Origin of the sequence: Campylobacter concisus (assembly GCF_002913745.1) — a bacterium.
Classification (GTDB): domain Bacteria; phylum Campylobacterota; class Campylobacteria; order Campylobacterales; family Campylobacteraceae; genus Campylobacter_A; species Campylobacter_A concisus_R.
The window spans coordinates 22,985-46,748 of record NZ_PPCG01000034.1 but is presented as its reverse complement, the minus strand read 5'-3'; the positions used below and the strand labels follow the sequence as shown (position 1 = coordinate 46,748).

16 protein-coding genes and 2 pseudogenes are annotated in these 23,764 nt (G+C 40.4%); 15 read left to right on the top strand and 3 right to left on the bottom strand.

Annotated features, from left to right (window positions below; genetic code table 11):
- The first annotated feature begins 16 nt into the window (after positions 1 to 16).
- The 4 genes from CYO90_RS04855 to rlmN are packed head-to-tail and all read left to right on the top strand — an operon-like array spanning position 17 to position 5,875.
- Positions 17 to 3,295, top strand: coding sequence for a DEAD/DEAH box helicase (locus tag CYO90_RS04855; protein WP_103578670.1), 3,279 nt, complete (start codon positions 17 to 19; stop codon positions 3,293 to 3,295).
- A 2-nt stretch (positions 3,296 to 3,297) separates the two neighbouring features.
- On the top strand, positions 3,298 to 4,053 hold the full coding sequence (gene hisF / locus CYO90_RS04850) for an imidazole glycerol phosphate synthase subunit HisF (protein WP_009295189.1): 756 nt from the start codon (positions 3,298 to 3,300) through the stop codon (positions 4,051 to 4,053).
- The gene (locus tag CYO90_RS04845) at positions 4,053 to 4,733 is read left to right on the top strand and encodes a purine-nucleoside phosphorylase (RefSeq protein ID WP_103578669.1); all 681 of its coding nucleotides are present in this window, start codon (positions 4,053 to 4,055) and stop codon (positions 4,731 to 4,733) included. The genes hisF and CYO90_RS04845 overlap by 1 nt, the downstream gene beginning before the upstream one ends.
- A complete protein-coding gene (rlmN, locus tag CYO90_RS04840; protein WP_103578668.1) occupies positions 4,730 to 5,875 on the top strand; it encodes a 23S rRNA (adenine(2503)-C(2))-methyltransferase RlmN in 1,146 nt (381 codons plus the stop codon). Before CYO90_RS04845 ends, rlmN begins: the two co-directional genes overlap by 4 nt.
- A gap of 154 nt (positions 5,876 to 6,029) precedes the next feature.
- Here the strand turns inward: rlmN and CYO90_RS04835 are convergent, their stop codons facing one another.
- Positions 6,030 to 6,395, bottom strand: a complete 366-nt coding sequence (locus tag CYO90_RS04835; protein WP_009295193.1) for a hypothetical protein — start codon at positions 6,393 to 6,395, stop codon at positions 6,030 to 6,032.
- 164 nt (positions 6,396 to 6,559) lie between these two features.
- Here CYO90_RS04835 and CYO90_RS04830 point away from each other — a divergent pair, with 164 nt between their 5' ends.
- Positions 6,560 to 6,763: a transcriptional regulator gene (locus CYO90_RS04830; RefSeq protein WP_103578667.1), complete on the top strand. Its 204-nt coding sequence runs from the start codon at positions 6,560 to 6,562 to the stop codon at positions 6,761 to 6,763.
- Here CYO90_RS04830 and CYO90_RS04825 read toward each other — a convergent pair.
- A complete protein-coding gene (locus tag CYO90_RS04825) occupies positions 6,750 to 7,670 on the bottom strand; it encodes a pseudouridine synthase family protein (RefSeq protein WP_103578666.1) in 921 nt (306 codons plus the stop codon). The two genes, CYO90_RS04830 and CYO90_RS04825, sit on opposite strands and share 14 nt — an antisense overlap.
- A 187-nt stretch (positions 7,671 to 7,857) precedes the next feature.
- Between CYO90_RS04825 and purB the strand changes: the two genes are divergently transcribed.
- Positions 7,858 to 9,189, top strand: a complete 1,332-nt coding sequence (gene purB, locus CYO90_RS04820) for an adenylosuccinate lyase (RefSeq protein WP_103578665.1) — start codon at positions 7,858 to 7,860, stop codon at positions 9,187 to 9,189.
- A gap of 373 nt (positions 9,190 to 9,562) precedes the next feature.
- Positions 9,563 to 11,938: a ribonucleoside-diphosphate reductase subunit alpha gene (locus tag CYO90_RS04810; RefSeq protein ID WP_103578663.1), complete on the top strand. Its 2,376-nt coding sequence runs from the start codon at positions 9,563 to 9,565 to the stop codon at positions 11,936 to 11,938.
- A gap of 32 nt (positions 11,939 to 11,970) precedes the next feature.
- Here the strand turns inward: CYO90_RS04810 and CYO90_RS04805 are convergent, their stop codons facing one another.
- A complete protein-coding gene (locus CYO90_RS04805) occupies positions 11,971 to 13,929 on the bottom strand; it encodes an AAA family ATPase (RefSeq protein ID WP_103578662.1) in 1,959 nt (652 codons plus the stop codon).
- A gap of 327 nt (positions 13,930 to 14,256) precedes the next feature.
- Here CYO90_RS04805 and CYO90_RS04800 point away from each other — a divergent pair.
- The 8 genes and pseudogenes from CYO90_RS04800 (at position 14,257) to CYO90_RS04765 (ending at position 23,764) form a co-directional block, all read left to right on the top strand.
- Positions 14,257 to 16,539, top strand: a pseudogene (locus tag CYO90_RS04800) (ribonucleoside triphosphate reductase).
- Between the two features lie 69 nt (positions 16,540 to 16,608).
- Complete coding sequence (locus CYO90_RS04795; RefSeq protein WP_429827816.1) at positions 16,609 to 17,313, top strand: anaerobic ribonucleoside-triphosphate reductase activating protein; 705 nt, start codon at positions 16,609 to 16,611, stop codon at positions 17,311 to 17,313.
- A gap of 84 nt (positions 17,314 to 17,397) precedes the next feature.
- Positions 17,398 to 18,543 (top strand): iron-containing alcohol dehydrogenase, encoded by a 1,146-nt coding sequence (locus tag CYO90_RS04790; RefSeq protein ID WP_103578660.1) that lies wholly within the window; start codon positions 17,398 to 17,400, stop codon positions 18,541 to 18,543.
- A gap of 29 nt (positions 18,544 to 18,572) precedes the next feature.
- Positions 18,573 to 19,214 (top strand): NAD(P)H-binding protein, encoded by a 642-nt coding sequence (locus CYO90_RS04785; protein ID WP_103578659.1) that lies wholly within the window; start codon positions 18,573 to 18,575, stop codon positions 19,212 to 19,214.
- Positions 19,211 to 19,981: an SDR family NAD(P)-dependent oxidoreductase gene (locus CYO90_RS04780; protein WP_103578658.1), complete on the top strand. Its 771-nt coding sequence runs from the start codon at positions 19,211 to 19,213 to the stop codon at positions 19,979 to 19,981. Before CYO90_RS04785 ends, CYO90_RS04780 begins: the two co-directional genes overlap by 4 nt.
- Before the next feature lie 70 nt (positions 19,982 to 20,051).
- Positions 20,052 to 21,488, top strand: coding sequence for a subtype B tannase (locus CYO90_RS04775; RefSeq protein WP_103578657.1), 1,437 nt, complete (start codon positions 20,052 to 20,054; stop codon positions 21,486 to 21,488).
- 15 nt (positions 21,489 to 21,503) lie between these two features.
- A complete protein-coding gene (locus tag CYO90_RS04770; RefSeq protein ID WP_103578656.1) occupies positions 21,504 to 22,184 on the top strand; it encodes a putative quinol monooxygenase in 681 nt (226 codons plus the stop codon).
- 8 nt (positions 22,185 to 22,192) lie between these two features.
- Positions 22,193 to 23,764: pseudogene (locus tag CYO90_RS04765) on the top strand (tannase/feruloyl esterase family alpha/beta hydrolase).

Here is a 23,764-nt window from a genome sequence, read left to right as displayed (position 1 = left end):
GAAATAGGGCATAAATTTGAGCAAGGCAAATACCTTAAAATACTTTTTATTATCAAAATATCTAGAGCCAAAAACCTTAGATGATCTAAAAAAGACAAATACCAAATTTAAAAAATCAATAGACCTTGAGATCGTAAATTTTGATGAGAAATTTCTACAAATTTTTAGAGCATTTGATTACTCGCTTTTAAAAAATGGTATAGAAATTTCGATTTATGGTGGCATTTTTGAGACTGACTTGCTTGCTATTTATATCTCAAAGCTAGCAAATATTAAATTTGAAAAAGAGCAAATTTTAGATGAGCTACGATCTGAGCAAACGAGCTTTGAAAAGGCGTTTTGCTATAAATTTAAGCTTGCTGGTGATTTGGTATTTTGTAAAGATGACCAAAATTTTGCTTTAAAAGATGTAAATTTAGACGATGAGTTAAGCCCATCTTTCACGCCAAACTCATCAAATGAGCTTTTTATCCCAACGGCTCCTTGGGCGATTGTGCGACTAAACCGCCTAAAAGAGATCAGTCAAAACGACTTTAATAAAGAGTGCGAACACATCAAGGATAAAATTTCTATCCACAAAGAGAAAATGAAGCTTAGCGACTATGTAAAAGCAGTCCATGAGGAGCTAAAAAGCTCGCTAAAGACGCCATTTTGCAAAGATGTGATCAGGCTTGAAGTAAGGATCGCTGACCCAAATTTTAAAGAGAACGACGCCCTTTTAAATAGCTTTTTTATAGATGATATAAATTTGCTTATCAAATTTTATGAGTCAGGTAGGACGCACGAGCTGACGGATCAGTTTTTAGACGAGGGCGGTGAGAATAAATTTGAGAGGCTTGACGTTAGAGATGAGCTAAATCAAAGGGCTGTGAGGGACTTTTTTAAGGCTGAGCGCTACCCAAGATCGGCTTTTGCAAGTGATTTTGCACTAAATTTCTCGCAGCAAATGGCGCTAAATAACATCATAGAGAAATTTAAAGAAGGTAACGGTGGGATTTATAGCGTAAATGGCGCTCCAGGCACTGGGAAAACGACACTTTTAAAGGACGTGATGGCTGAGGTTGTTACGCTTAGGGCGATGAAGCTTGCGCAAATGAGCAGGCACGATATCTTTGAGCCAGTTTATGACAGTGATGAAAAGGCGCTTTATTTTAGGCTAAATGACGAGCTGCAAGGCTATGAAATGGTCGTTAGCTCTTGCAATAACGGTGCAGTTGAGATTTTGAGCAAGGAGCTAAGCCAGCTAAAGAGCATAGGGGATTATGCGGGCGAGATTGATTATTTTAAATTTATAGCCACAAGGCTGCTCTCAGCTGATGAAAAGAGCAAATATGGCGAGAAGTCCTTTATTTCAAAGCCAGCTTGGGGGCTATTTTGCGTGGCGCTTGGCTCAAAGCAAAATAAGTCAAATTTTGTTTTTAACGCAATTAATGGCGTAAAGATCGAGGCTACTCACAGCCAGTATGACGAGATCACAAAAGAGTATGGCGAGTTTTTGGAGCAAGATGGCTTTTTGATGGGGCTTGGCAAATATCTGGCAGTTGGCGAAGGGATTGATGATTTTGACGAAGCGAAGGAGAAATTTAACCTCGCACTTCACGAGGTAAATTTGCTTTTTAGTGAGATCAGGATCAAAGAAGAGGAGCTAAAGAGCCTTAAAATAGAGCTAGCCGACGTCGATAGAAGGCTAGAGAGCTACTACTCGGCTAAGCAGATAGAGGAGCTTTTATCTCCGCTTGAGAGCGAATTTGCTAGCGTTAGTGACGAGCTTGAAGATAAAAAGGCTGAATTTAGCGAGCTAACAAGGCTTGTTAGTCAAAATGAAGCTTTGCAGGAGTATTTAAGCACACCAGAAAAGCCGCCATTTTTTCTCTTTCAGCAGATTTTTAAGACAGAGGCCTTTGAAAAGTATAGCGACGAGGCGCTAAAGGTCGGTGAGATAAATCGCCAGATAGCTGAGCAAAATTTAAAAGCTAGCAAGCAAAATGGCGAGAGCAAAGAGAAAAATGAGGCAAGGCTAAACGAGCTAAAAGAGGAGATAACAGGGCTTGAGAGCAGGGCTGCAGAGCTTGGTGTAAAGATAAATCTCTACAAAAGGCTACAAAGCGACTTTGCTAGACGCCAAAAGATACTTGGTAGGAGCGAGGAGCTAGATATCTTTCTAAACGGCAGCTTTAGCGAGAGCAACGAAGAGATGCAAAAGAGTATGCCATTTATGATGGAATTTGGCATAGATCAGAAATTTCACAAGACAAAGCTTTTTAAGGCTAGGATAGAGCTTTTTAAAGAGGCGCTAAATTTGCACAAAGCTGCCATTTTTGCCTGCAAAGAGGCTGTTAGGACAAATTTACGTGCCATTAGCGTTATCTTCAACGATGAAAAGATGGCTGAGAAAAACGGCTTAGAGGCAAAGCATAGACGTGAGATTATTAAGGGGCTCTTCTTGCTAACGCCAGTTGTTAGCTCGACTTTTGCCTCGTTTAATAATACCTTTAAAGAGCTTTTAAATGGCGATATAGGCATGCTTTTGATAGACGAAGCAGGGCAGGCAAATTTAACTAACGCGTTAGGTGCCTTACTCCGCTCAAAGATGGCTGTGGTGGTTGGCGACCCACTTCAACTTGAGCCTGTCGTAACACTACCAGTTAGTTTAAATAACGCGATCCTTAGCTACTGTGAGGCAAAGGAGGAGTTTAACTTGCTTAAGTCCTCTGTGCAACTAAGAGCCGACAAAGCGCAGAATATCGGCACATATATAAAAGGTAGCGGCGAGAGTATCTGGGTCGGCTCACCACTGATCGTGCATAGAAGGTGCGCTAACCCTATGTTTGAGATATCAAACGAGACTACATACGACGATATGATGATACTTGGCAGAAACGCGGCTAGTAAATTTGCAAACACTAACGTGCAAACAAAGTGGATAGATGTTAGAAGCGAGGAGTGGATAGGTAACTATAACAAAGCCGAGGGCGAGGTGGTTAAAGAGCTCTTAGCAGGTGAGCTAGCTAATGAAAAAAATAACATCAGAATAATAACGCCATTTAAAGATGTTTGTAGAAATTTAAAAGGTGCAGGCACTATCCACACTATGCAGGGCAAAGAGGCTGATATTATCGTATTTGTGTTAGGTGGAGCGACAAAGGGTGCTAGAGCGTGGGCTGCTAGCAAGCCAAACCTGCTAAACGTGGCGCTAACAAGGGCAAAAGAGGTTATTTATATAGTTGGAAACCGAGAAAATTGGGCTAGTTTGCCATATTTTGAGGTGGCAGCTAGAAAGATAGACAAAGGATAAATTTGAATCATTTTGCAAAACGCATAATCCCATGCCTCGACGTAAAAGACGGCAGGGTCGTAAAAGGTGTAAATTTTGTTGGACTTGTCGATGCTGGAGACCCAGTCGAGATAGCTAAAAGATACAACGATGAGGGCGCTGACGAGCTTTGCTTTTTGGATATCACAGCCTCTCACCTTGGCCGTGATACGATAGTTGATGTGGTAAAAAAGGTCGCAAGCAAGCTTTTTATACCCCTAACCGTTGGGGGTGGCATACGCACGATCGATGATATCTCTCGCCTTTTAAATGCGGGCTGTGACAAGGTTAGCCTAAACTCATCGGCGATAAAAGATCCAAATTTGATCGACGAAGCAGCTAAAAAATTTGGCTCGCAATGTGTCGTTGTGGCGATCGATGCCAAAAAGATCGAAAATGGTTATAGTGTTTTTATAAATGGTGGCAGGATCGATACCAAAAAAGATGCCTTTGCTTGGGCAAAAGAGGTCGAGTCGCGCGGAGCAGGGGAAATTTTACTAACGTCTATGGATAACGACGGCGTCAAACAGGGCTTTAGCTTGGAGCTAACAAAGATATTTAGTGCGCTTTCTATACCGACTATTGCAAGTGGTGGCGCTGGCAAGGTGGAGCATTTTAAAGAGGCTTTTGAGGCTGGGGCTGATGCGTGTTTGGCGGCTTCGATATTTCACTTTGGCGAGATCGAGATAAAAAAACTAAAAGAGTATCTTAAAGCAAATGGCGTTGAGGTTAGGCTCTGATGTTAGTTATCTCAGCTGGAAAAAATGAAATTTTTGACTTTGCTTTGCCAATGGGGGTGGGGCTAGTCGATATGGCGATAAATTTGACAAAGTTTTTGCAAAAAAAATCATGCGCGGGAGCTGATGAAAAGGGTATAAATTTAAAAAATATTGATCCGCACTACCTCGCAAAGATCGAGGCTAAATTTGCAAACTCATCAAACCCAGAGCTGCAAAATCTAAACCAAAATTCGTCAAAAAATCCCGAGCGAAATTTATATCAAATGCCAGAAAAGATAGTTTTTGTTGGCTCAGCTGGCCTTTATAAAGATGGTGAAATTTTACAAATTTATGAAAGCTCGATTGGGGCAAATGTTGAAATTTCTAGCATAGAAAATAGATCTTATTCGCCTATTGAGTGTGAAATTTCTTCTATTGTTTCACGTGGAACTATCAAAACAAATTCATCAAATTTCATAACGACAGACAAAAATTTGGCCCATAAAATGTTTGAAAAGGGTTATTTTTTAGAAAATATGGAGTTTTTTTCTGTTCTAAAAGTGGCTCAAATTTTTAAAATTCCGGCTTATGGAATTTTTGTAGCGACAAATTTTTGTGATAAAAATGCGCATGCTGACTTTATAAAAAATCACTCTGCTGCCAAAGAGCTACTAATAAAATATGTAAAGGAAAATATGTGAAAAATTTGCTTGATCTTAGCATTGAAGAGTTAAAAGAGCTAGTCTCTCCCTCTTTTAGAGCGACGCAAATTTATGAGTGGGTATATAAAAAAAATGCTACTGAATTTAGCCAAATGCTAAATTTGCCAAAGGATATGCGTCAGGATCTGACTGAGAAATTTTATCTTGATCCTCTAAAATGTGTGAAATTTGAGCAAAGTAGCGACGGCTCTATCAAGTATCTTTTTGAGCTAAAAGATGGACTAAAGATAGAGAGCGTTTTGTTGCCGATGAAAGAGGAGATTAGTGACGAAGATGGCAAGATTAGTCGCCATGCTCGTTACACTGTTTGTGTTAGTTCGCAGGTTGGCTGCAAAATGGGCTGTGCTTTTTGCCTAACAGCAAAGGGCGGGCTTGTTAGAAATTTGACTGCTGGCGAGATCGTAGGGCAAATTTTATGGATAAAAAGAGAGAATAACATACCATACGAGAGGCGCATAAATGTCGTTTATATGGGTATGGGTGAGCCACTTGATAACCTTGCTAACGTTAGTAAAGCGATCAAAATTTTAGCTCTTAATGAGGGTCTAGCCATATCGCCACGCCGTCAAACTGTTTCAACTAGCGGTCTTGGCAGTCAGATAAAAAAGCTTGGCGAGATGGACATTGGTGTCTTGCTGGCTATATCACTACATGCTGTTACTAACGAGCTTAGAAGCCGCTTGATGCCGATAAATAAGGCGTATAATATCGAGGCCGTTATGGATGCTGTTAGGGGATTTCCTATCGATATGCGAAAGCGTGTGATGTTTGAATATCTTGTTATCAAAGACCTAAACGATAGTGTCAGTGACGCGAAAAAGCTGGTAAAACTGCTGCATGGTATCAAGGCAAAGGTAAATCTCATATATTTTAACCCACATGAGGGCAGTGAATTTGGACGACCTGAGCTTACTAGCATGCTAAAATTTCAAGAATATCTAAGGGATCATGGTGTCACTTGTACAATCAGACAGAGTAAAGGACTTGATATAAGTGCTGCTTGTGGCCAGCTAAAACAGCGAAATGAAAATCCAAAATTTAAAGCTAACGTTAGCGATAAGAACGCAGCTAAAGCAGAAGAAAAACCAACTAACGATAAAACTAACGTGAGTAAAAAATGACAGCTCTTGATATCGCCGAGATAATTTTTATATGTATCGTAGTTGGAGTTGGAATCTTTGGACTTATTAAAGTTATATCTGGGGAGAAATAGTATTTTTTAAGGTATTAAAGCCAAACTTGTGCAAGTATAAACTAAAGTTTGGCTTATAAAATCTACTCGTCAAAGGTTTTGTTTTTGTTGTGATAGTAGTAAAGATATATAAGTCCAATAGGCGCGATAAATATAGCAAAGCTAAAACATATAAGCATAGTTATAATTTTAGTTGCAAGTAAAAATAATGCATTTACAAAAAAGACGTTATTCCCAAAAATAAAATCGACTATACTTTCATAAACAAAACGCGAATACGGATAAATTAGAGCATTTGCCACAAAAACAAGAGCCACTAAAATCGATGCTCTACCTAAATTGTAAAACATATATATAAAAAATACTGCCATTATAGCGCCAAAAAATAGATGTCTTAAATAATATGACATACTAAGTCCCCCAAATGTCTTTTTGATGATTTTATTCATCTTGCCTCCTTTTAAATATTTAAACGGAAATATTACCTGCTATGTTCTTAATAAATAATAAATTAAAGGAATAATTACTTATATTTAAATATAAGTAAGAAATATTTACTTTGTTAAAAGTTATAAAGCTTTACTTTAAAATCTCCCAAAAAATAGGATTAGGAATGGCAAATTTAACACAACGTGATATGGCTGGGATTTTAAAAATAGATGCAAAAACTATCTATAATTGGAGAAAAAATAAACCAGAGCTTTATAGAATAGTAGTGCTAGGTTTTAAATTTGATGAGTTTTTGACGCAAAGCAGAGAAAATTTAATAGAGTTAGAAAAACTTGCAGAAGAAAATAAAACCTTTAGGCTAAAATAAAACTTTCTTTTGCAAATTTATAAAACTCACTTTCGGCGTCAAATTTGCTTTTTATGGTGTAAAAAATTTCATTAAATTTAAATGAAATTTCATCCGAGTGAAGCAAGAGTCTTTTCGCTCCAGTTAAATTTATCCGTTCACGCTCGCTCATCTCTTTGTCTAAAATTTTCTCGATCTGCGGACGAGACAAACCATAAAGTGGTTCGCCAAGGATCTTGTGTTTCACATGAAACAAATGCAACCGAATTTGATGCTGCCTGCCAGTGAGTGGGATGGCCCGAACCAAAGTCGTATCGATATTGTCAAAATACTTTATAGGCAAAATTTTAGTCACCGCACTCTTACCGTTTTCACAAATTTGCATTCGCATTTTCACATCGTCGTAGTTGTTCGCTAGATCCATCTTAGCATCAATCGTAAATTCTCGCCAGATCTTGCCTTGCACCATCGTGACATAGCTTTTAGAAACCTCTCTGTTTTCAAAGGTTTTTTTTAGTTTTATCGTAGAATTTCTATCTTTGCCCACGACTATCACGCCGCTTGTTTCAAAGTCTAGTCTATGTGCCACGCTCGCATCTCGCCCAAAAAGTGTGTAAATTTCATCATTTAGCGAGTAGTCGCAGTGTCTGCCATTTGGGTGGCTCAGCACGCCACTTGGCTTGTCAAATACCGCAAAGCTCTCGCACTCAAAGATCGGCTTTAGTCCTTTTGGCTTGGCCTCATAGTCGATCAAAAAGACATCGCCGCACAAAACGGCATTTTTCTCACTCACGACACTGCCGCCACAGATCAGCCTGCCTTTATCGATGAGACGCTGAGTTTGGCTCATGTTAAAGCCATTTTTCAGCAAAATTTCATAAGCTTTTTGGTGATCTGCAGTGGCGATAAATTTATTTACGTAGGGCAAAAATGATCCTTTTGAAAAATGAGCGAGCTATCTTAAGCCCAAATTTATAAGCGTATAACCGACATTTCAGCCCGGATTTTATATAATCAAAACTTAAATTTAGAGAAATTGCACGACGTGATTTCCGGCCCAAAAAGCCAAATTTATACTTTCAGGACAAAAGCAAACTAACACAAAAGGTTCAACAATGGTCGAAAGATACTCACGCAAAGAGATGGCTGAAAAGTGGAGCATACAAGCAAAATACGACGCTTGGCTCAAGGTAGAAAAAGCTGCCGTTAAAGCTTGGAATAAGCTTGGCTTCATAAGCGACAGCGATTGCGAGAAAATTTGCAAAAACGCTAAATTTGAAGTGGCTCGCATCGACGAGATAGAAAAGACGACAAAGCACGACGTCATCGCATTTTTAACAAGCGTCAGCGAGAGCCTTGGCGAGGAGAGCAGGTTCGTGCATTATGGCATGACCTCAAGCGACTGCATCGATACAGCCGTCGCACTTCAGATGAAAGATAGTCTAGAGCTCATCATCAGCGATGTAGAGGAGTTTATGCAGGCGGTCAAAAATAGAGCAAATGAGCACAAGCACACGCTCATGGTCGGCAGAAGCCACGGCATTCACGGCGAGCCGATAACCTTTGGCCTCGTACTTGCCATCTGGTACGATGAGATAGCAAGGGCGCTAAAGCTCATCAAAGACGCAAAAGATACGATCAGCTACGGCAAACTCTCAGGCGCTATGGGAAATTTAGCCCACGCTCCGATGGAATTTGAAGAGCTAACATGTGAGGAGCTAGGTCTGAAAGCCGCTCCAGCCTCTAATCAAGTGATCCAGCGCGACCGCTACGCCCACGTGGTAAGTGCTATCGCTATCTTAGCCTCTACTTGCGAGAAGATCGCAGTTGCTATTAGGCACTACCAAAGGACCGAAGTTTACGAGGCGGAGGAGTACTTTAGCCCAGGACAAAAAGGCTCAAGCGCGATGCCACACAAACGCAATCCAGTCCTTAGCGAAAACATCACCGGCCTTTGCAGAGTGCTACGCTCATACGTCACGCCAGCTCTTGAAAACGTCGCACTTTGGCACGAGCGCGACATCAGCCACAGCTCGGTTGAGAGATTTATCCTGCCAGATATGTTTATCACGACTGATTTTATGCTGGTTCGTATAAAAAATTTGATAGCAAATTTGGTTGTTTATCCAGAAAATATGATGAAAAATTTAAATTTGACAGGCGGCCTAGTCTTTTCACAGCGCGTGCTTTTGCAGCTACCGCAACGTGGGATTTCTAGAGAGGACGCATACAAGATCGTTCAGCGCAACGCCATGAAGGTCTGGGCGGACTTGCAAGAGGGCAAAAAAGCGATAGACGAGCAAGGCCACAGCCTATTTTTGCAAAATTTGCTAAACGACGAGGATCTAACTAAGAGCCTTAGCAAAGATGAGATCAAAGAGTGTTTTGACTACAACTACTACACCAAAAATGTAGATAAAATTTTTGCTAGAGTCTTTGGCAAATAAATTTAAACGCAAGGGGTAAATTTAGCCCCTTGCAAAATACCCTAACACAAAATCCACCTTAAATTTAGCTCGCAAATTTAAGCCTAATTAGTGTCAAATTTATCAGCCAAGGGTAGTACTTTTCAAGTAGCTTTTACAAGTGTCAGCAAAATTTAGTGGCAATTTAAATTTTGATCTCCAAAACTAATCCAAAGCTCGTCACGATTAACGTTTTTTGTCGCCCTCGCGCTAGAAAAATAAGAGTTTTTGGCAAGCCTTTCTTTTTCTCATTTTGGCTATAAATTTTATATTTATTGAGTAGTTTTTGGCAAAGAGAGTTTTTATCTCTTTTTGGATAAAATCTCAAATTAAAATTTAACACGGAGAGATATTTTTGAAAGTTGTAAAACGTAATGGCAGAACAGAAGAGCTTGATATCAGTAAGATCAAAAAATACACAAACGAAGCCGTCCTAGGTCTTAGCAACGTAAGTCTTAGCGAGCTTGAGGTAGATGCGAAAATTCAGTTTAGAGATATGATAACGACTGAGGAAATTCAGCAAACTCTTATAAAAACAGCAGTTGATAAGATCGACATCGACCGCCCAAACTGGACATTTGTCGCTGCGAGGCTATTTTTGTTCGACCTTTATCACAAAGTGACTGGCTTTAACGGCTACAACCACCTAAAAGACTACCTCGCAAAGGGCGAAAAAGTAGGCCGCATCATTCCTGGGCTAAAAGATAAGTACGACCTAGAAGACCTAAACGCTTATATTAAGCCTGAGCGCGACCTTCAGTTTGCATACCTCGGTATCAAAACGCTTTATGACCGCTATCTCATCAAAGACAAAAATGGCATGCCAATCGAGCTACCACAGCACATGTTTATGGCTATTGCGATGTTTCTTGCGCAAAACGAGCTAGATAGCCAAGGCTGGGCCAAGAAATTTTATGACCTTATCTCTAAATTTGAAGTGATGCTCGCCACTCCGACGCTTTCAAATGCCCGTACGACGCGTCACCAGCTAAGCAGCTGTTACGTAGGCAGTACGCCCGATAATATCGAGGGCATTTTTGATAGCTACAAAGAGATGGCGCTACTTTCAAAATTTGGTGGTGGTATCGGCTGGGACTGGAGCAAGGTGCGTGCGATGGGCGGTAGCATCGATGGACACAAAAACGCAGCTGGCGGTATCATACCATTTTTAAAAGTGACAAATGACATCGCAGTGGCGGTCGATCAGCTAGGTACTAGAAAGGGCGCGATCGCTGTTTATATCGAGCCTTGGCACATGGATGTGAGCGATTTTCTCGATCTTCGTAAAAACTCAGGCGAAGAGAGGCGCCGTGCACATGAGCTTTTCCCTGCACTTTGGATAAACGACCTATTTATGAAGCGTGTCAAAGAAAATAGCCGCTGGAGCCTCTTTGACCCAGCTCAAGTAAGTGACCTTTGCGACCTTTACGGCGAGGCGTTTGAGAAGAGATACTTAGAGTATGAAAATGATGAAAATATCCAGAAAAACACCATCCTTGCAAAAGAGCTTTGGAAGAAAATTTTAACTAGCTATTTTGAAACTGGTATGCCATTTTTGTGCTTTAAAGACAATGCCAACAAAACAAATCCAAACGACCACGAGGGCATCATTAGAAGCTCAAATTTGTGCACCGAAATTTTCCAAAACACAGCGCCAAACTACTATAAGATCAAGATCACTTATGAAGACGGTAGCGAGGAGCTATTTGACGAAGAAGAAGACGTCACTGTCGATAGCGGCATAACTAAAAAAGCCAAAAAGCTTAGCGCGCTTGATAGCCTAAAAGGTAAGCAAATTTTTATCGTAGAAAAAGAGAGCATCGAGGGCAAAACGGCAGTTTGCAACCTTGCAAGTATAAATTTAAGCAAGATAAACAGCAAAGAGGACATCGAGCGTGTCGTACCGATAGCTATCAGGATGCTTGATAACGTTATAGACCTAAATTTCTATCCACACAAAAAGGTAAAACATACAAACCTAGCTTCTCGCTCGATCGGCCTTGGCGTCATGGGCGAGGCGCAAATGCTAGCTGAGAAAAACGTAAAATGGGGCAGTTACGAGCATTTGGCACTCATTGACAGTATAATGGAAAACATAAGCTACAACGCGATCTATGCTAGCTCAAATTTAGCCGTAGAAAAGGGCGTCTATCCAAAATTTGAGGGCTCAAAATGGAGCAAAGGCATCATGCCGATAGACACCGCAAACGAGAACGCAAAAGCGCTTTTAAACGACAAAGGCGGGCTATTTGACGAAAATATCTGTGACTGGGATAAGCTAAGAGAAAAAGTCAAGCGTGACGGCATGAGAAACGGCTACCTAATGGCGATCGCTCCAACTAGCTCGATCTCGATCCTTGTTGGCACTACTCAAACTATCGAGCCAGTCTATAAGCGTAAGTGGTTTGAGCACAATCTAAGCGGCATGATCCCAAATGTCGTGCCAAATTTAAGCCCTGATACTTGGCAGTTTTACACGCCAGCTTACGAGCTTGATCAAAGAATTCTTATAAAAGCAGGTGCGATCCGCCAAAAGTGGATCGATCAAGGTCAAAGCTTAAATATCTTCATGAGTTTAGACAAAGCAAGCGGCGGATATCTAAGTGAAATTTACACGCTTGCATGGGAGCTTGGACTAAAATCAACCTACTATCTACGCTCTGAGTCACCAGATAGCGAAAAGCTAAACGACGTGGCTGACCGCTCGATCGAATGCGAAGGGTGTCAGTAATGTTAATAAAGCATCAGTGCTCCAACTGATGCTTATTTTTTATAAAAATCTTTTATTTCTAATATCCAGGTTGGAATAAATTTTTCATTATTTTCCCTCTCTTTAGATATTTCTACATATTTTTCAGCAAATTTAATTTTATTGGATCCTTCGTTTTCTTCAAAATAATTTTTTAAATCAATACTTTTTAAATTATCAATAAAACTTGTATTTCCATTATTTTTTTGTATGTTTATCTGATATTTGTTTGATTTATCCAATTTTTCCATTGTTTCTTTAAAAATTATAGGATTTAAAGATTGTTCTATATCGGTTTGGGTAGTATCTAAATTTTCAAGTGTATATAATCGTGTTTCATCGTTTCCAATATTGCATAATCTTCTAATTTTTAAGTGCTTATTTCCATCTTTAATATACTCTTTATGTCTTATTTTATCTGTATCAATTAGACAAAAAACTTTTCCTATTAATCTGTCATCTTCTTTTTTTAAAGGCAGTTCTAAGTGTTCATAAATTTCTGAAACTTTTGTATTTCCGCCAAGAGGTAAAATTCTTAAATTATTTTTCACCTCATCCTTAAAAAAATATTCAAAGTATATTTTTTCACTCACGCCTTCTACTAAAAGCCAGTTATACGGTTTTTCACAGTATAGCGAGTAATATATGGCTTGAACTAAATCATTTATACTTTTTAAATTAAAATCATGAGGAATTTCATTTTTGCTTTTTTGTATATCGTTTTTTACTCTTGCCTTATAGTCATATAAATCATAGGTGTCAAAAAGAATTTCCTTTTTAGTTTTTGTTTCTTTTTCTGTTAAAAAATGACTAAAGCCTTCATTTAGGATAGGCAAGAATCCATACCAATGAGTAGTAATGAACACTTGACAATTTTTTGAAACTTTATTCAATCTATCAAATTGCTCATAACAAACAGAAGTATGGAGTGAATTTTCTGGCTCATCTACTGCTATAATTGTTGCTGAATTCCTGTCTGTTTTTAATAGAAATGCGGATATTATGTCAATTAAGGCTTGTCTTTTTTCTCCTGCACTTAGTTCACTAATTTTTTTATTATTTTTATACAAAATTCTTTTTTGAAAATATGCTTCAATTATTTTATTTACTATGTCATTTTTTGTTATTTTATTGTTTCTTTGCCGTCCCGTTTTATACTCATAATTATTACGCAGGCTATTTTGTATTTCTTTAATAAAATTCTTTAATCTTGTATTAATTCTATTTGCACCTTCTAGGTTAATGCCGGATAGCATACCTTCTATTTCTTTTTTTAGTTTTTTTCCAAAAACTTTTTGCATTTCTGTTGTTTCTATTTTTGTAAAATTTTCTATATTAAGTTCGACCGGAAAATATATATATGAGTAGTGATCTTTTATGATTTGTAGAATTTTATTATATTTTTTGGCGAGCTCATTCTTGTGCTTTTGAATTTCTTCTGTTGATATTGATGTTGTTATGTTTATATTCTTATTATCAAATACTTTACTGAGAAATTCTTGCGCTATAGTGAAGGTTCCAAAAGATATTTTTGGGCTACTGTTTGATATAAATTCTTCACCGATCATTAGCAGATAATACTCTTCTTTAGTTATACCTTGTTTTAATAAATCATCCCTAATATTTTTAAAGCCTTTAATATCGGCACTTCCGGATAACGATTTTATATTCCAGAAAAAATCATTAAGTTTATCTATATCTTTTATACAATGAGCAGGAAAAATACAATCAGATTTTTTAATTAAAAAAATTGGAACAAAAAATGGTTTATTTCTTTCTCCTGAAGTTGCATTTTTATTAATGTTGTAGATTTTTTCATTAAAGAAACTATCAAATCCTTCAAGAATAGAACTTTTGCCTATTCCATTTTTACCAACATAACTTATAAAGTTAAAATCTAATTTATACCCTATAGGAATAAAGTTTATGCCTTCGTATGCTTTTATATGTCTTAAATAAAGTCCAACAACCATGTGCGCTACCTTTATATAAAAATATTATTTCTTGGTATATGATTAAGATGATTTTAAAATTTATATCGTTAAGTCTTCCTTAGGATCTCATTATTTTTAATACTATATTTTTAAAAACTAAAATTAAAAAAATTATTTAAGTAAAAATAATCAAATTTTAGTTTAAAATACATAAAATACGTAGAAATATACTTAAGAAAACTTTCCAAAATTTTATATTTTTTGATAAATATTATTAAACAAAATAAAATAGTTATCTATTGTTTAAGCTTTCTTGTCCTATACTTTTAAACTTTATATTGAAAAATTTAGAAGAAAGAGCGAGTAATGCGTGAGATTTTGAAGAGAGATGGCACAAGACAAGAATTTGTAGCATATAAGATAGTGGATGCGATAAAAAAAGCATTTGCTAGTGAAAATTTAGCTTATGATGAGAAAGTTTTTACAAATGTTGTCCAAGATATCTTTCAAAAGTCAAGCGCGATAACAGTCGAGGACATCCAAGATGCGATCGAAAAAGAGCTATTTGCTGGCGGCTACTTTGACGTGCTAAAGAGCTTTATGCTCTACCGCCACACGCACAAGCTCCAACGCGAGCAAATTTTAGGGCTAAACGAAGATACGACCTATATAAACTCAACCCAAACGATAAATGAGTACATAAATGGCACCGACTGGAGAATTTCTGCAAACTCAAACACAAGCTACTCAAACGCAGGGCTTATAAACAACACAGCCGGCAAAGTCATAGCAAACTACTGGCTAGACGCTGTTTATAGCAAAGAAGAAGGTCTTGCTCACAGAAACGGCGACTACCATATCCACGACCTTGACTGCCTCACAGGATACTGCGCTGGCTGGAGTTTACGGGCTTTACTAAACGAGGGCTTTAACGGCGTTCGTGGCAGGGTCGAGAGCAAGGCACCAAAGCACTTTAGAGAGGCGCTTTATCAGATGGCAAATTTCTTAGGAATTTTACAAAGCGAGTGGGCAGGCGCTCAGGCGTTTTCTAGCTTTGACACCTACCTTGCGCCTTACGTTTTCAAAGACGATCTAAGCGACGCCGAGATCAAAAAGGCGATCACTAGCTTTATTTTCAACCTAAACGTCCCTGCGCGCTGGGGACAAAGCCCATTTACAAACGTAACCATAGATATCACTTGCCCAAGCGACCTAAGAGATCAGATCCCAACGAGCGATGATATACACCTTTTTACAAATGTAAAAGATGAGAAAATTTTGAAAAAAGCAAACGAGCGTGGCAGGAAAAATTTGATCGATATGACTTACAAGGACTTCGAGCCTGAGATGGCACGCATAGATAAGGCATTTTACGAGGTCTTGACAGCTGGCGACAAGTGCTCGCAGCCTTTTACATTTCCGATACCAACGGTAAATATCACAGAGGATTTTAACTGGGATAGCGAAGTAGCCGACGTGCTCTTTGAAAATACCGCAAAAATGGGCTCAAGCTACTTTCAAAATTTTATCGGCTCACAATACACTTATGACGAAAATGGCAATAAGATAGAAAACGAAAAAGCCTACAAACCAGGACATGTTCGCTCTATGTGCTGCCGTTTGCAACTTGATCTAAGAGAGCTTTTAAAACGAGGTGGTGGTCTTTTTGGTAGTGCTGAGATGACAGGCTCTATCGGCGTCGTCACTATAAATTTAGCTCGCCTAGGCTACAACTTCAAAGGTGATAAAGTCGCACTTTATAACAGGCTAAGCTATCTTTTAGAGCTTGCTAAATCGACACTTGAAAAGAAGCGTAAATTTATACAAGAGATGTATGACAGAGGGCTTTATCCTTATACGGCTAGATATCTAAAGCACTTTAACAACCACTTTAGCACGATCGGCATAAATGGCATGAACGAGCTACTTAGAAATTTCACTGACGATAAAGAGAACATCTCAACTAAATTTGGACGAGAATTTGCCCTTGAGATGGTTGGCTTTTTACGTGATAAGATAAGGACATTTCAAGAAGAGAGCGGAAATTTATATAACCTTGAGGCAACTCCAGCTGAGGGCACAACATACCGCTTTGCCAAAGAGGATAAGAAGCGCTACCCAGACATCATCCAAGCAGGCGAGGGGGATAATATCTACTACACAAACTCAACCCAGCTACCTGCAAATTTCACAGACGACGCTTACGAAGCGCTTGATCTGCAAGATGAGCTACAAAGCGCCTACACTGGCGGCACCGTCTTTCACCTATATATGAAAGAGCGCATAAGCTCGGCTAAAGCTTGCAAAGAGCTTGTAAAGAGTATAATCTCAAACTACAAACTCCCATACATCACGATAACGCCAGTCTTTAGCGTCTGCGCAAAGCATGGCTACATAGCTGGCGAGCATGAGTTTTGCCCGCTTTGTGATGCAGAGCTTATAGAAAATGAAAAGAAAAAATCCAAATAAGGAGAGAAAATGACTGAAAAAGAAATTTTAGAAAAAGTGCAAGATAAACGCACAAGATGCGTGGTCTATACTCGTGTTATGGGCTATCACAGACCAGTTGAGAGCTTTAATCTCGGTAAAAAAGGCGAGCACAAAGAGCGTGTTAAATTTGACGAATACGCAAGTTGCTGCAAAAGATAAATTTTTTGCCTAAAAACAATAATAAATTTAAAAAAATCAACTAAAATGCAAGCCAAAGGCACGCCCCTTGTGCCTTTTAGTTTAAAAAAGGGTCAAAACTTGCAAAGAGTCTTTAGTATAACGCCATTTACGACGCTTGACTACCCAGACAAAGTGGCAGCTGTCATTTGGTTCGCAGGCTGCAATATGCGCTGTGGATACTGCTACAACATCGAGGTCGTAAAGTCAAATGGCACTATAAGCTTTAGTGAAGTTTGCGACTTTTTAGACCGCAGGGTCGGTAAGCTAAATGGCATCGTCTTTAGCGGTGGCGAATGCACTGCAAACCCTCTTTTTTTAAGGCTAGCACGTGAGGTAAAGGCACGCGGCTTTAGCTTAAAAGTTGATACCAACGGCTCATATCGTGACGTCTTGAAAGAGGCGATAGATGAGGGGCTGATCGACTACATCGCGCTTGATTTTAAAGCTCCAAAAGAGAAATTTATAGGCATCACTGGCTCAAATTTATATGAAAAATTTGCCACAACACTAAAATATCTTATAGAGATAAATTTTAAATTTGAAGTTAGAACGACCGTGCATGCGGACTTGCTAAGCGAAAAGGATATCTCTGAGATGTCAGAGCTACTTTTTGAACTTGGATATAGAGGGGATTATTTTTTACAAAAATTCTTTAACACTGGCGAAAATTTTGGAGGCTTAGGCGATCCAAAAAACAGCTTCGATCCAGATAAGATCACATCAAAACTACCTATCAGACTAAGAAATTTCTAAATTTAGCGCAGATAAAAATAGCTAAAAATAAGAAAATTTAACTAAAATTTACCCCAAATCACAAAAGCAAACAAGGAGAAAACTATGCAAAATTTCAGCTTTTTAAACCCTACTAAAATAGAATTTGGCAAAGACAAAGTGCAAAACATCGGCAGATATATGAAAGAATTTGGCGCAAAAAAGACGCTCATCATCTATGGCAGCGACAGGATCATACAAAACGGACTTTTTGACGTTGCCACAAAGAGCCTAAGCGCAAATGGCATCGAGTTTTGCAAGATAGGCGGCGTGAAGTCAAATCCAGTGCTAAGCAAGGTAAATGAGGCTATAAATTTGGCTAAAAAGCAAGGCGTCGATAGCGTGCTAGCCATAGGCGGCGGCTCGGTGCTTGACACGGCCAAGGCGGTGGCTGCAGGCGTGAAGTATAACGGCGACGTTTGGGACTTTTTTACTGGCAATTGCCCAAAAGAAGCGCTTATGATCTTTGACATCATAACGCTTGCTGCAACTGGCTCAGAGATGAACGGCGGCGCAGTCGTCACAAATGAAGCCACAAAAGAGAAATTTGCTATGCACGGCGCTTGTCTTTACCCAAAAGTATCGGTGATAAACCCGCTTCTTCAAGCAAGCGTTAGCAAGGAGTATTTGGTCTATTCAGCCTCTGACATCATCGCTCACAGCATCGAGGGCTACTTTACGGCGAGCATCCAGCCTGAGATCATAAATTTATACATCGAAGCAAACATCAAAACGGTCATGAAAACGACTGAAATTTTACTAAAAGAGCCAGAAAACTATGACGCTAGAGGCGAGTTTGCCTGGGCTGCTACGATGGCGCTAAATGGCTTAACTTACGTTGGCACAGCTGGCTACTCATATCCAAACCACATGATCGAGCACGCCATAGGTGCGGTGGTTGATTGCGCGCACGGGGCTGGGCTAAGTGTGGTGATGCCAGCTTGGATGAAGTGGTATAAGAGTAGAAATTTAAAGGCATTTAAGCGCTTTGGCAAAGAAATTTTTGGCGTAGATGACGCAGACGAGGCTATTAAAAAGCTAAAAGAGTGGTTTAGCAAGATCGGCACGCCAACAAGCCTTATCGAAATCGGCGTTGATGAGTCAAATTTAGACGAGATCATGGCGCTAGTTTATGACTACACCAAGGGCAGGGGCTTGGAGCAAATTTATACAAAAGAGGCCATAAGCGAAATTTTTGCCTTAGCGAGATAGAATTTATTCAAAATTTACAAAGGATAAACATGAAAAAAGTCGCCCTTATAGCAGGAGCCAGCGGCGCTGTGGGAAGTGAAATTTTAAAGGATTTATGCCAGAGTGAGCACTACAACAAGGTGGTCGCCCTTGTTAGGCATGAGCTAGAATTTACCCATGAAAAGCTTGAAGTAAAGATAGTAAATTTTGATGATTTTAAAGATGAGGTGCCATTTATCGCTGATGACGTTTTTTGCGCGCTTGGCACGACGATGAAAGCGGCAAAGCACAAAGAGCAGTTTTACAAAGTCGATGTGACCTATCCGATAAATTTCGCCAAATTTGGCTTGGAGTGCGGTGCAAAACGCTTTGTTTTGCTCTCAGCTGCAGGCGCAAACAGAAAGTCAGGCTCATTTTACCTAAAGGCAAAAGGTCAAGCAGAAGCAAAGATAAAAGAGCTTGGATATAGCTCATTTCACATCGCCAGACTGCCACTTATCGAGGCTGAGAGAAAGGACTTTAGACTTGGCGAGTATCTAGCGATAAAGGCGTTTAAATTTATCCCAAAATGCTTTTTTGACGAGTATCGTCCGATGAAGGCAGCTGACATCGCTAAAGTGATCGTGCAAGTAGCGCAAGATGACCACAGCGAGGGTGTCAAAATTTATAGTCCGGTGGAGTATGCGAAGTGAAAAGATACATCACCATCACTGGAGCAAGCTCAGGCATAGGAGCGGCCGCGGCAAAGTCATTTGCAAGGCGTGGGGAGAATTTGATCCTTATCACAAGACGCGGCGAGCTTTTAGAGGAGCTAAAAGGCGAGATAGCTAAATTTGCAAATGTCGATGTGGTAATAGAGCTTTGCGATCTCTCAAAGCAAGAAAATGCCCTCTTGCTTTGGCAAAAATTAGAAAAATTTGAGCTAAAAGCGCTTATAAACAACGCTGGCTTTGGCGACTATAACAAGGTCGGAGAGCAAAATTTAGACAAGATCACTCAGATGATAAATTTAAACATCACCGCACTTGTCACGCTCTCAACGCTCTTTACTAAAAAATATAAAGACAAAGATACGCAGCTTATAAACATCTCTTCAATAGGCGGCTACAAGATAGTGCCAAACGCCGTGACCTACTGCGCTAGCAAATTTTTCGTAAGTGCCTTTAGCGAGGGACTTTACCACGAGCTAGCACAAGATAAGCAGGCGAAAATGCAGGCAAAAGTGCTGGCCCCAGCTACTACAAAGACAGAATTTGGCATGGTGGCAACTAGCAAAGAGAGCTACGACTACGACAAGGCGTTTAAAAAGTACCACACGAGCGAGCAGATGGCGGAGTTTTTGCTTCGCCTTTATGATAGCCATTACTGCGTTGGCTCGGTCGATAGAGATAGCTTTGAGTTTAGCCTAAGTAAGCCAAAATTTGACTATGCGGTCAAATACGAGCCAAAAGATAACTAGGCGCTAAAGCCTTGGTAGCCTACGCCAAGGCTAGCGAAACAAAAAGTAGGACAAAATAAAAAGGCAGATCATGAAATGCGTTAGAGTTGCTATTTTAGGGGTTTGTTTGGTAGGCGCTTGCTTTGGCGGCGAGCTTAAATTTGATGAAAAGAAATTTGAGCTAAAAAGCGTGCAAGTTGGCGAGAGGACGCTTAAATTTAGAGCCTATGAGGGCATAGTCTATGTGGCAAAGCCAGCTAGCGACTATGAGGTGCTAAATTTCTATGTGCCAGAGGGTAAATTTAGCGACCAAAAAGGGGCTATCTTTATGCCAAACGCGATCGGCGGCTACATGAGCGCCAAACCACAAAAGCCAGAAATCCAAAATGAAAAGCCAAATGCTACTCTTGAAGCGCTTCTTAGAGGATACGTCGTGGCAAGCGTTGGCGCTAGGGGCAGGACGCTAAAAGATGGCGAGAAATTTATCGGCAAAGCACCAGCTGCGATAGTCGATCTAAAAGCGGCTGTTAGATATCTTAAATTTAACGACAAATTTATGCCAGGCGACGCAAATAAGATCATCTCAAACGGCACGAGCGCAGGCGGCGCGATGTCAGCACTTCTAGGAGTAAGCGCAAATGCAAAAGAGTATGAGCCATATCTTAAAGAGCTAGGCGCTGCAAAAGCGGACGATCAAATTTATGCCGCTTCAGCCTACTGCCCTGTGACAAATTTAGAGCATGAGGACGAGGCGTATGAGTGGATGTTTGGGGATTTAGATAAATTTGAAAGGATTGATTTTTCAAGTCTTGATGCGGCTAGCTTTAACGACAGAAGCAAAAAGCCAAAGATGATCACAGGCGAGCTAAACGCCACGCAAAAAGAGCTCTCACGTGAGCTAAAGAGTAAATTTCCAGCCTATCTAAACTCGCTAAATTTAAAAGACGCCAAAGGCCATGTGCTAAGCCTTGATGAAAATGGCGAGGGCAGCTTCAAAGAGTATATAAGTGCCCTCATCTCAAGGGCATTTACCGCTACAAAAAGTAGCGACAAAAGCACGCTCACACCTAAATTTATAACTCTTGACACGCAGGGATGCTCGCTTGGATATACATTTAAGCTTGAAGACTTCATCGCCTCGCTAAAACGCGCCAAAGCGGTGGTTGCCTTTGACGGATTTGGGCTAGAAAATCCAGAAAACGACCTCTTTGGCGACAGCAAAACGCCTGCAAAGCACTTTACTAAATTTGCAAAAGAGCAAAGCGAGGGCGAGATGGCGGAGGCTGGCGTCATAAAGATGATGAATGCGATGAACTACGCTAAAAACAAAGAGGCGGCAAAATTTTACCGCATAAGACAGGGCACAAACGACACCGACCTAGCCCTTGTGGTGCCTGCTATGCTCGCACTTTCGCTTAAAAATGTTGGCAAAGAGGTTGATTTCGAAGCGGTCTGGGGAGAAGGACATGGCGGCGACTACGACTTAGACGAGCTTTTTGCTTGGGTAAAAAGAGTGGAGCAAAGATAAATTTAAGGAATTTTGATGTTTAAAAAGCTATTTTTAATGACATTTTTAGCTCTTAGTGCCTTTGGGGCAGAGGCGAAAGTGAGCTTATATGAGCTACTTTCAACGCCAAATAACAAGAGCTTGCTGAGACAGCTTGTCAGGGAAAATATACTAAGCTCAAAGAGCGAGCCAGGCACGCAGGCGATCTTTTTTGCGAGCGCAAAGAGCAAGCCAGAGCTATTTTACGTGCTTGAGTTTTACAAGGACGAGGCGGCTTATAAAAAGCATATAAGCTCGGCGCATTTTAAGAAATTTGCAAGCGCGAGCGCTGAAATTTTAGCTAGTAAAAAGGCTATAAGCGTGAAAAAACGGGCTGCGTTTTCTAAAAATTTAACGCCAGAGCGCCTAAAAGATGCCTATTTTCATATCACAAATTTAAGCCTTTTGGCAAAGAGCGATGCGAAATTTGAAAGGATCATCAAAAAATATATGCAAAAAAGCGTAGATGAGGGTGCTTACGCGCAGTTTGCCTTTAGTCAAAAAGAGGCACCTAACAAGTGGGTGCTGGTTGAAATTTACAAAGACGAGGCTAGCTTTGAGAGCTACCGCCACAGCGAAAATTACAAAGCCTACGCCAAAGAGCGAGCTGGGCTAATAGATGAATTTGACGGCTTTGGTCTTAAGAACGAGACCTCATTTAGCAAGGTAAAATTTTAGGAGATGTTATGAAGAAAATTTCACTTTTTTGCGCACTAGCACTTGTTAGTAGCACGGCTTTTGCCCTTGATAAGTCAGGATGTGAGAGTTTAAAAGATGTGAAAATTTTAAACAACGAGATGATAGACGCGGTGTGGAGTGAGAGTGGCGAAGTATCAGCCGATAAGATGTCTGCGCTAACTGGTGGCAGTAAAAACACTATCAAAGCAAAGCCTCACTGCGTGGTGCATGGCAAACTCTATAAGCGCACTGGCAGTGATGGCAAAGAGTATGCGATTGATTACGAGCTAAGGCTGCCAGAGCAGTGGAATGAGAAATTTTTATTTCAAGGTGGAGGCGGTATGGACGGCTTTGTAGCGCCTGCTCTTGGCGCGGTGCCGATACGCACAAGCACAGCCACACCAGCGCTTCTTAGAGGCTACGCGGTGGTTACTACAAACTCAGGCCACCCAGAGCCAACGGCAGAGTTTGGACTAGATCAGCAAGCAAGGCTAGACTACGCCTATCAGGCGATAGGCAAGGTCACGGACGCAGCTAAGCAAATTTTAGCCGCCGCATACGCCAAAAAGCCAAAACATAGCTACTTCATGGGCTGCTCAAATGGCGGCAGGGCAGCACTAATCGCAGCCCAGCGCTATCCACTTGAATTTGACGGCGTCATCGCTGCAAACCCTGGCTTTAGGCTATCTCGCGCGGCGATCGCTCAGTAGTGGGATAACCAAGCCCTTATGAAGATAGCTCCGAAAAATGAAAAAGGCGAGAAAATTTTTGCAAATGCCCTAACGCAGGACGACCTTGACAAGCTAAGTCACGCCGTACTAGAAAAATGTGACGGCTTAGACGGACTAAAAGATGGGATCATCAATGCGTGGGAAGCGTGCAAATTTGATCCAAAAAGTCTAAATTTAGATAAGCAAAAGATAGAGGCGATAGAGAAAATCTTTAACGGAGCCAAAAACAGCAAGGGCGAGCAAATTTATAGCGGCTGGTTTTACGATTCAGGAGTGAGCGCTGAGGGCTGGAGGCAGTGGAAGCTGGGCGACTCACAAAGTGCTAAGCCAAACGCTAGAAACATCACGCTTTCAAGCGGCTCGGTGAATTACTACTTTTTAACGCCAGCGCAGCCAAATTTTGACACGATAAATTTTGACTTTGACAAAGACACGCCAAAGACTTTTGAGACCGCAGCGATAAATGACGCCATCTCAACAGACCTTAACACATTTAGCACAAATGGTGGCAAACTCATAATAGTAACTGGCGTCTCAGACCCAGTTTTCTCAGCAAAAGATCAAAGGGACTGGTTTAAAAAGCTAGAGGCTGATAATGAAAATAGCCAAAATTTCGCGGCATTTTTTGCGCTACCTGGGATGAACCACTGCGGTGGCGGTAACGGCATAGATGACGTCGATCCGCTTAGTGCGCTTGAAGCGTGGCATGAAAAGGGCGAAGCACCAAAGAGTATGCTAGCTAAGAGCAAGAGCTACGCTGGCAAGGAATTTTTAGTGTGTGCCTATCCAAAGGTGGCTACTTACGTGGGTGGCGATGCTAGCAAGGCAAGTAGCTTTGTTTGCAAGTAA

What these genes read in the sequence shown, in the direction of transcription:
- CYO90_RS04790 (WP_103578660.1), top strand. Translation starts at nt 17,398, where the DNA reads ATGCAAAATTTCAGCTTTTTAAACCCTACTAAAATAGAATTTGGCAAA.
- CYO90_RS04805 (WP_103578662.1), bottom strand. Translation starts at nt 13,929, where the DNA reads ATGGTTGTTGGACTTTATTTAAGACATATAAAAGCATACGAAGGCATA.
- purB (WP_103578665.1), top strand. Translation starts at nt 7,858, where the DNA reads ATGGTCGAAAGATACTCACGCAAAGAGATGGCTGAAAAGTGGAGCATA.
- CYO90_RS04845 (WP_103578669.1), top strand. Translation starts at nt 4,053, where the DNA reads ATGTTAGTTATCTCAGCTGGAAAAAATGAAATTTTTGACTTTGCTTTG.
- CYO90_RS04770 (WP_103578656.1), top strand. Translation starts at nt 21,504, where the DNA reads ATGTTTAAAAAGCTATTTTTAATGACATTTTTAGCTCTTAGTGCCTTT.
- CYO90_RS04775 (WP_103578657.1), top strand. Translation starts at nt 20,052, where the DNA reads ATGAAATGCGTTAGAGTTGCTATTTTAGGGGTTTGTTTGGTAGGCGCT.
- CYO90_RS04785 (WP_103578659.1), top strand. Translation starts at nt 18,573, where the DNA reads ATGAAAAAAGTCGCCCTTATAGCAGGAGCCAGCGGCGCTGTGGGAAGT.
- CYO90_RS04830 (WP_103578667.1), top strand. Translation starts at nt 6,560, where the DNA reads ATGGCAAATTTAACACAACGTGATATGGCTGGGATTTTAAAAATAGAT.
- CYO90_RS04835 (WP_009295193.1), bottom strand. Translation starts at nt 6,395, where the DNA reads ATGAATAAAATCATCAAAAAGACATTTGGGGGACTTAGTATGTCATAT.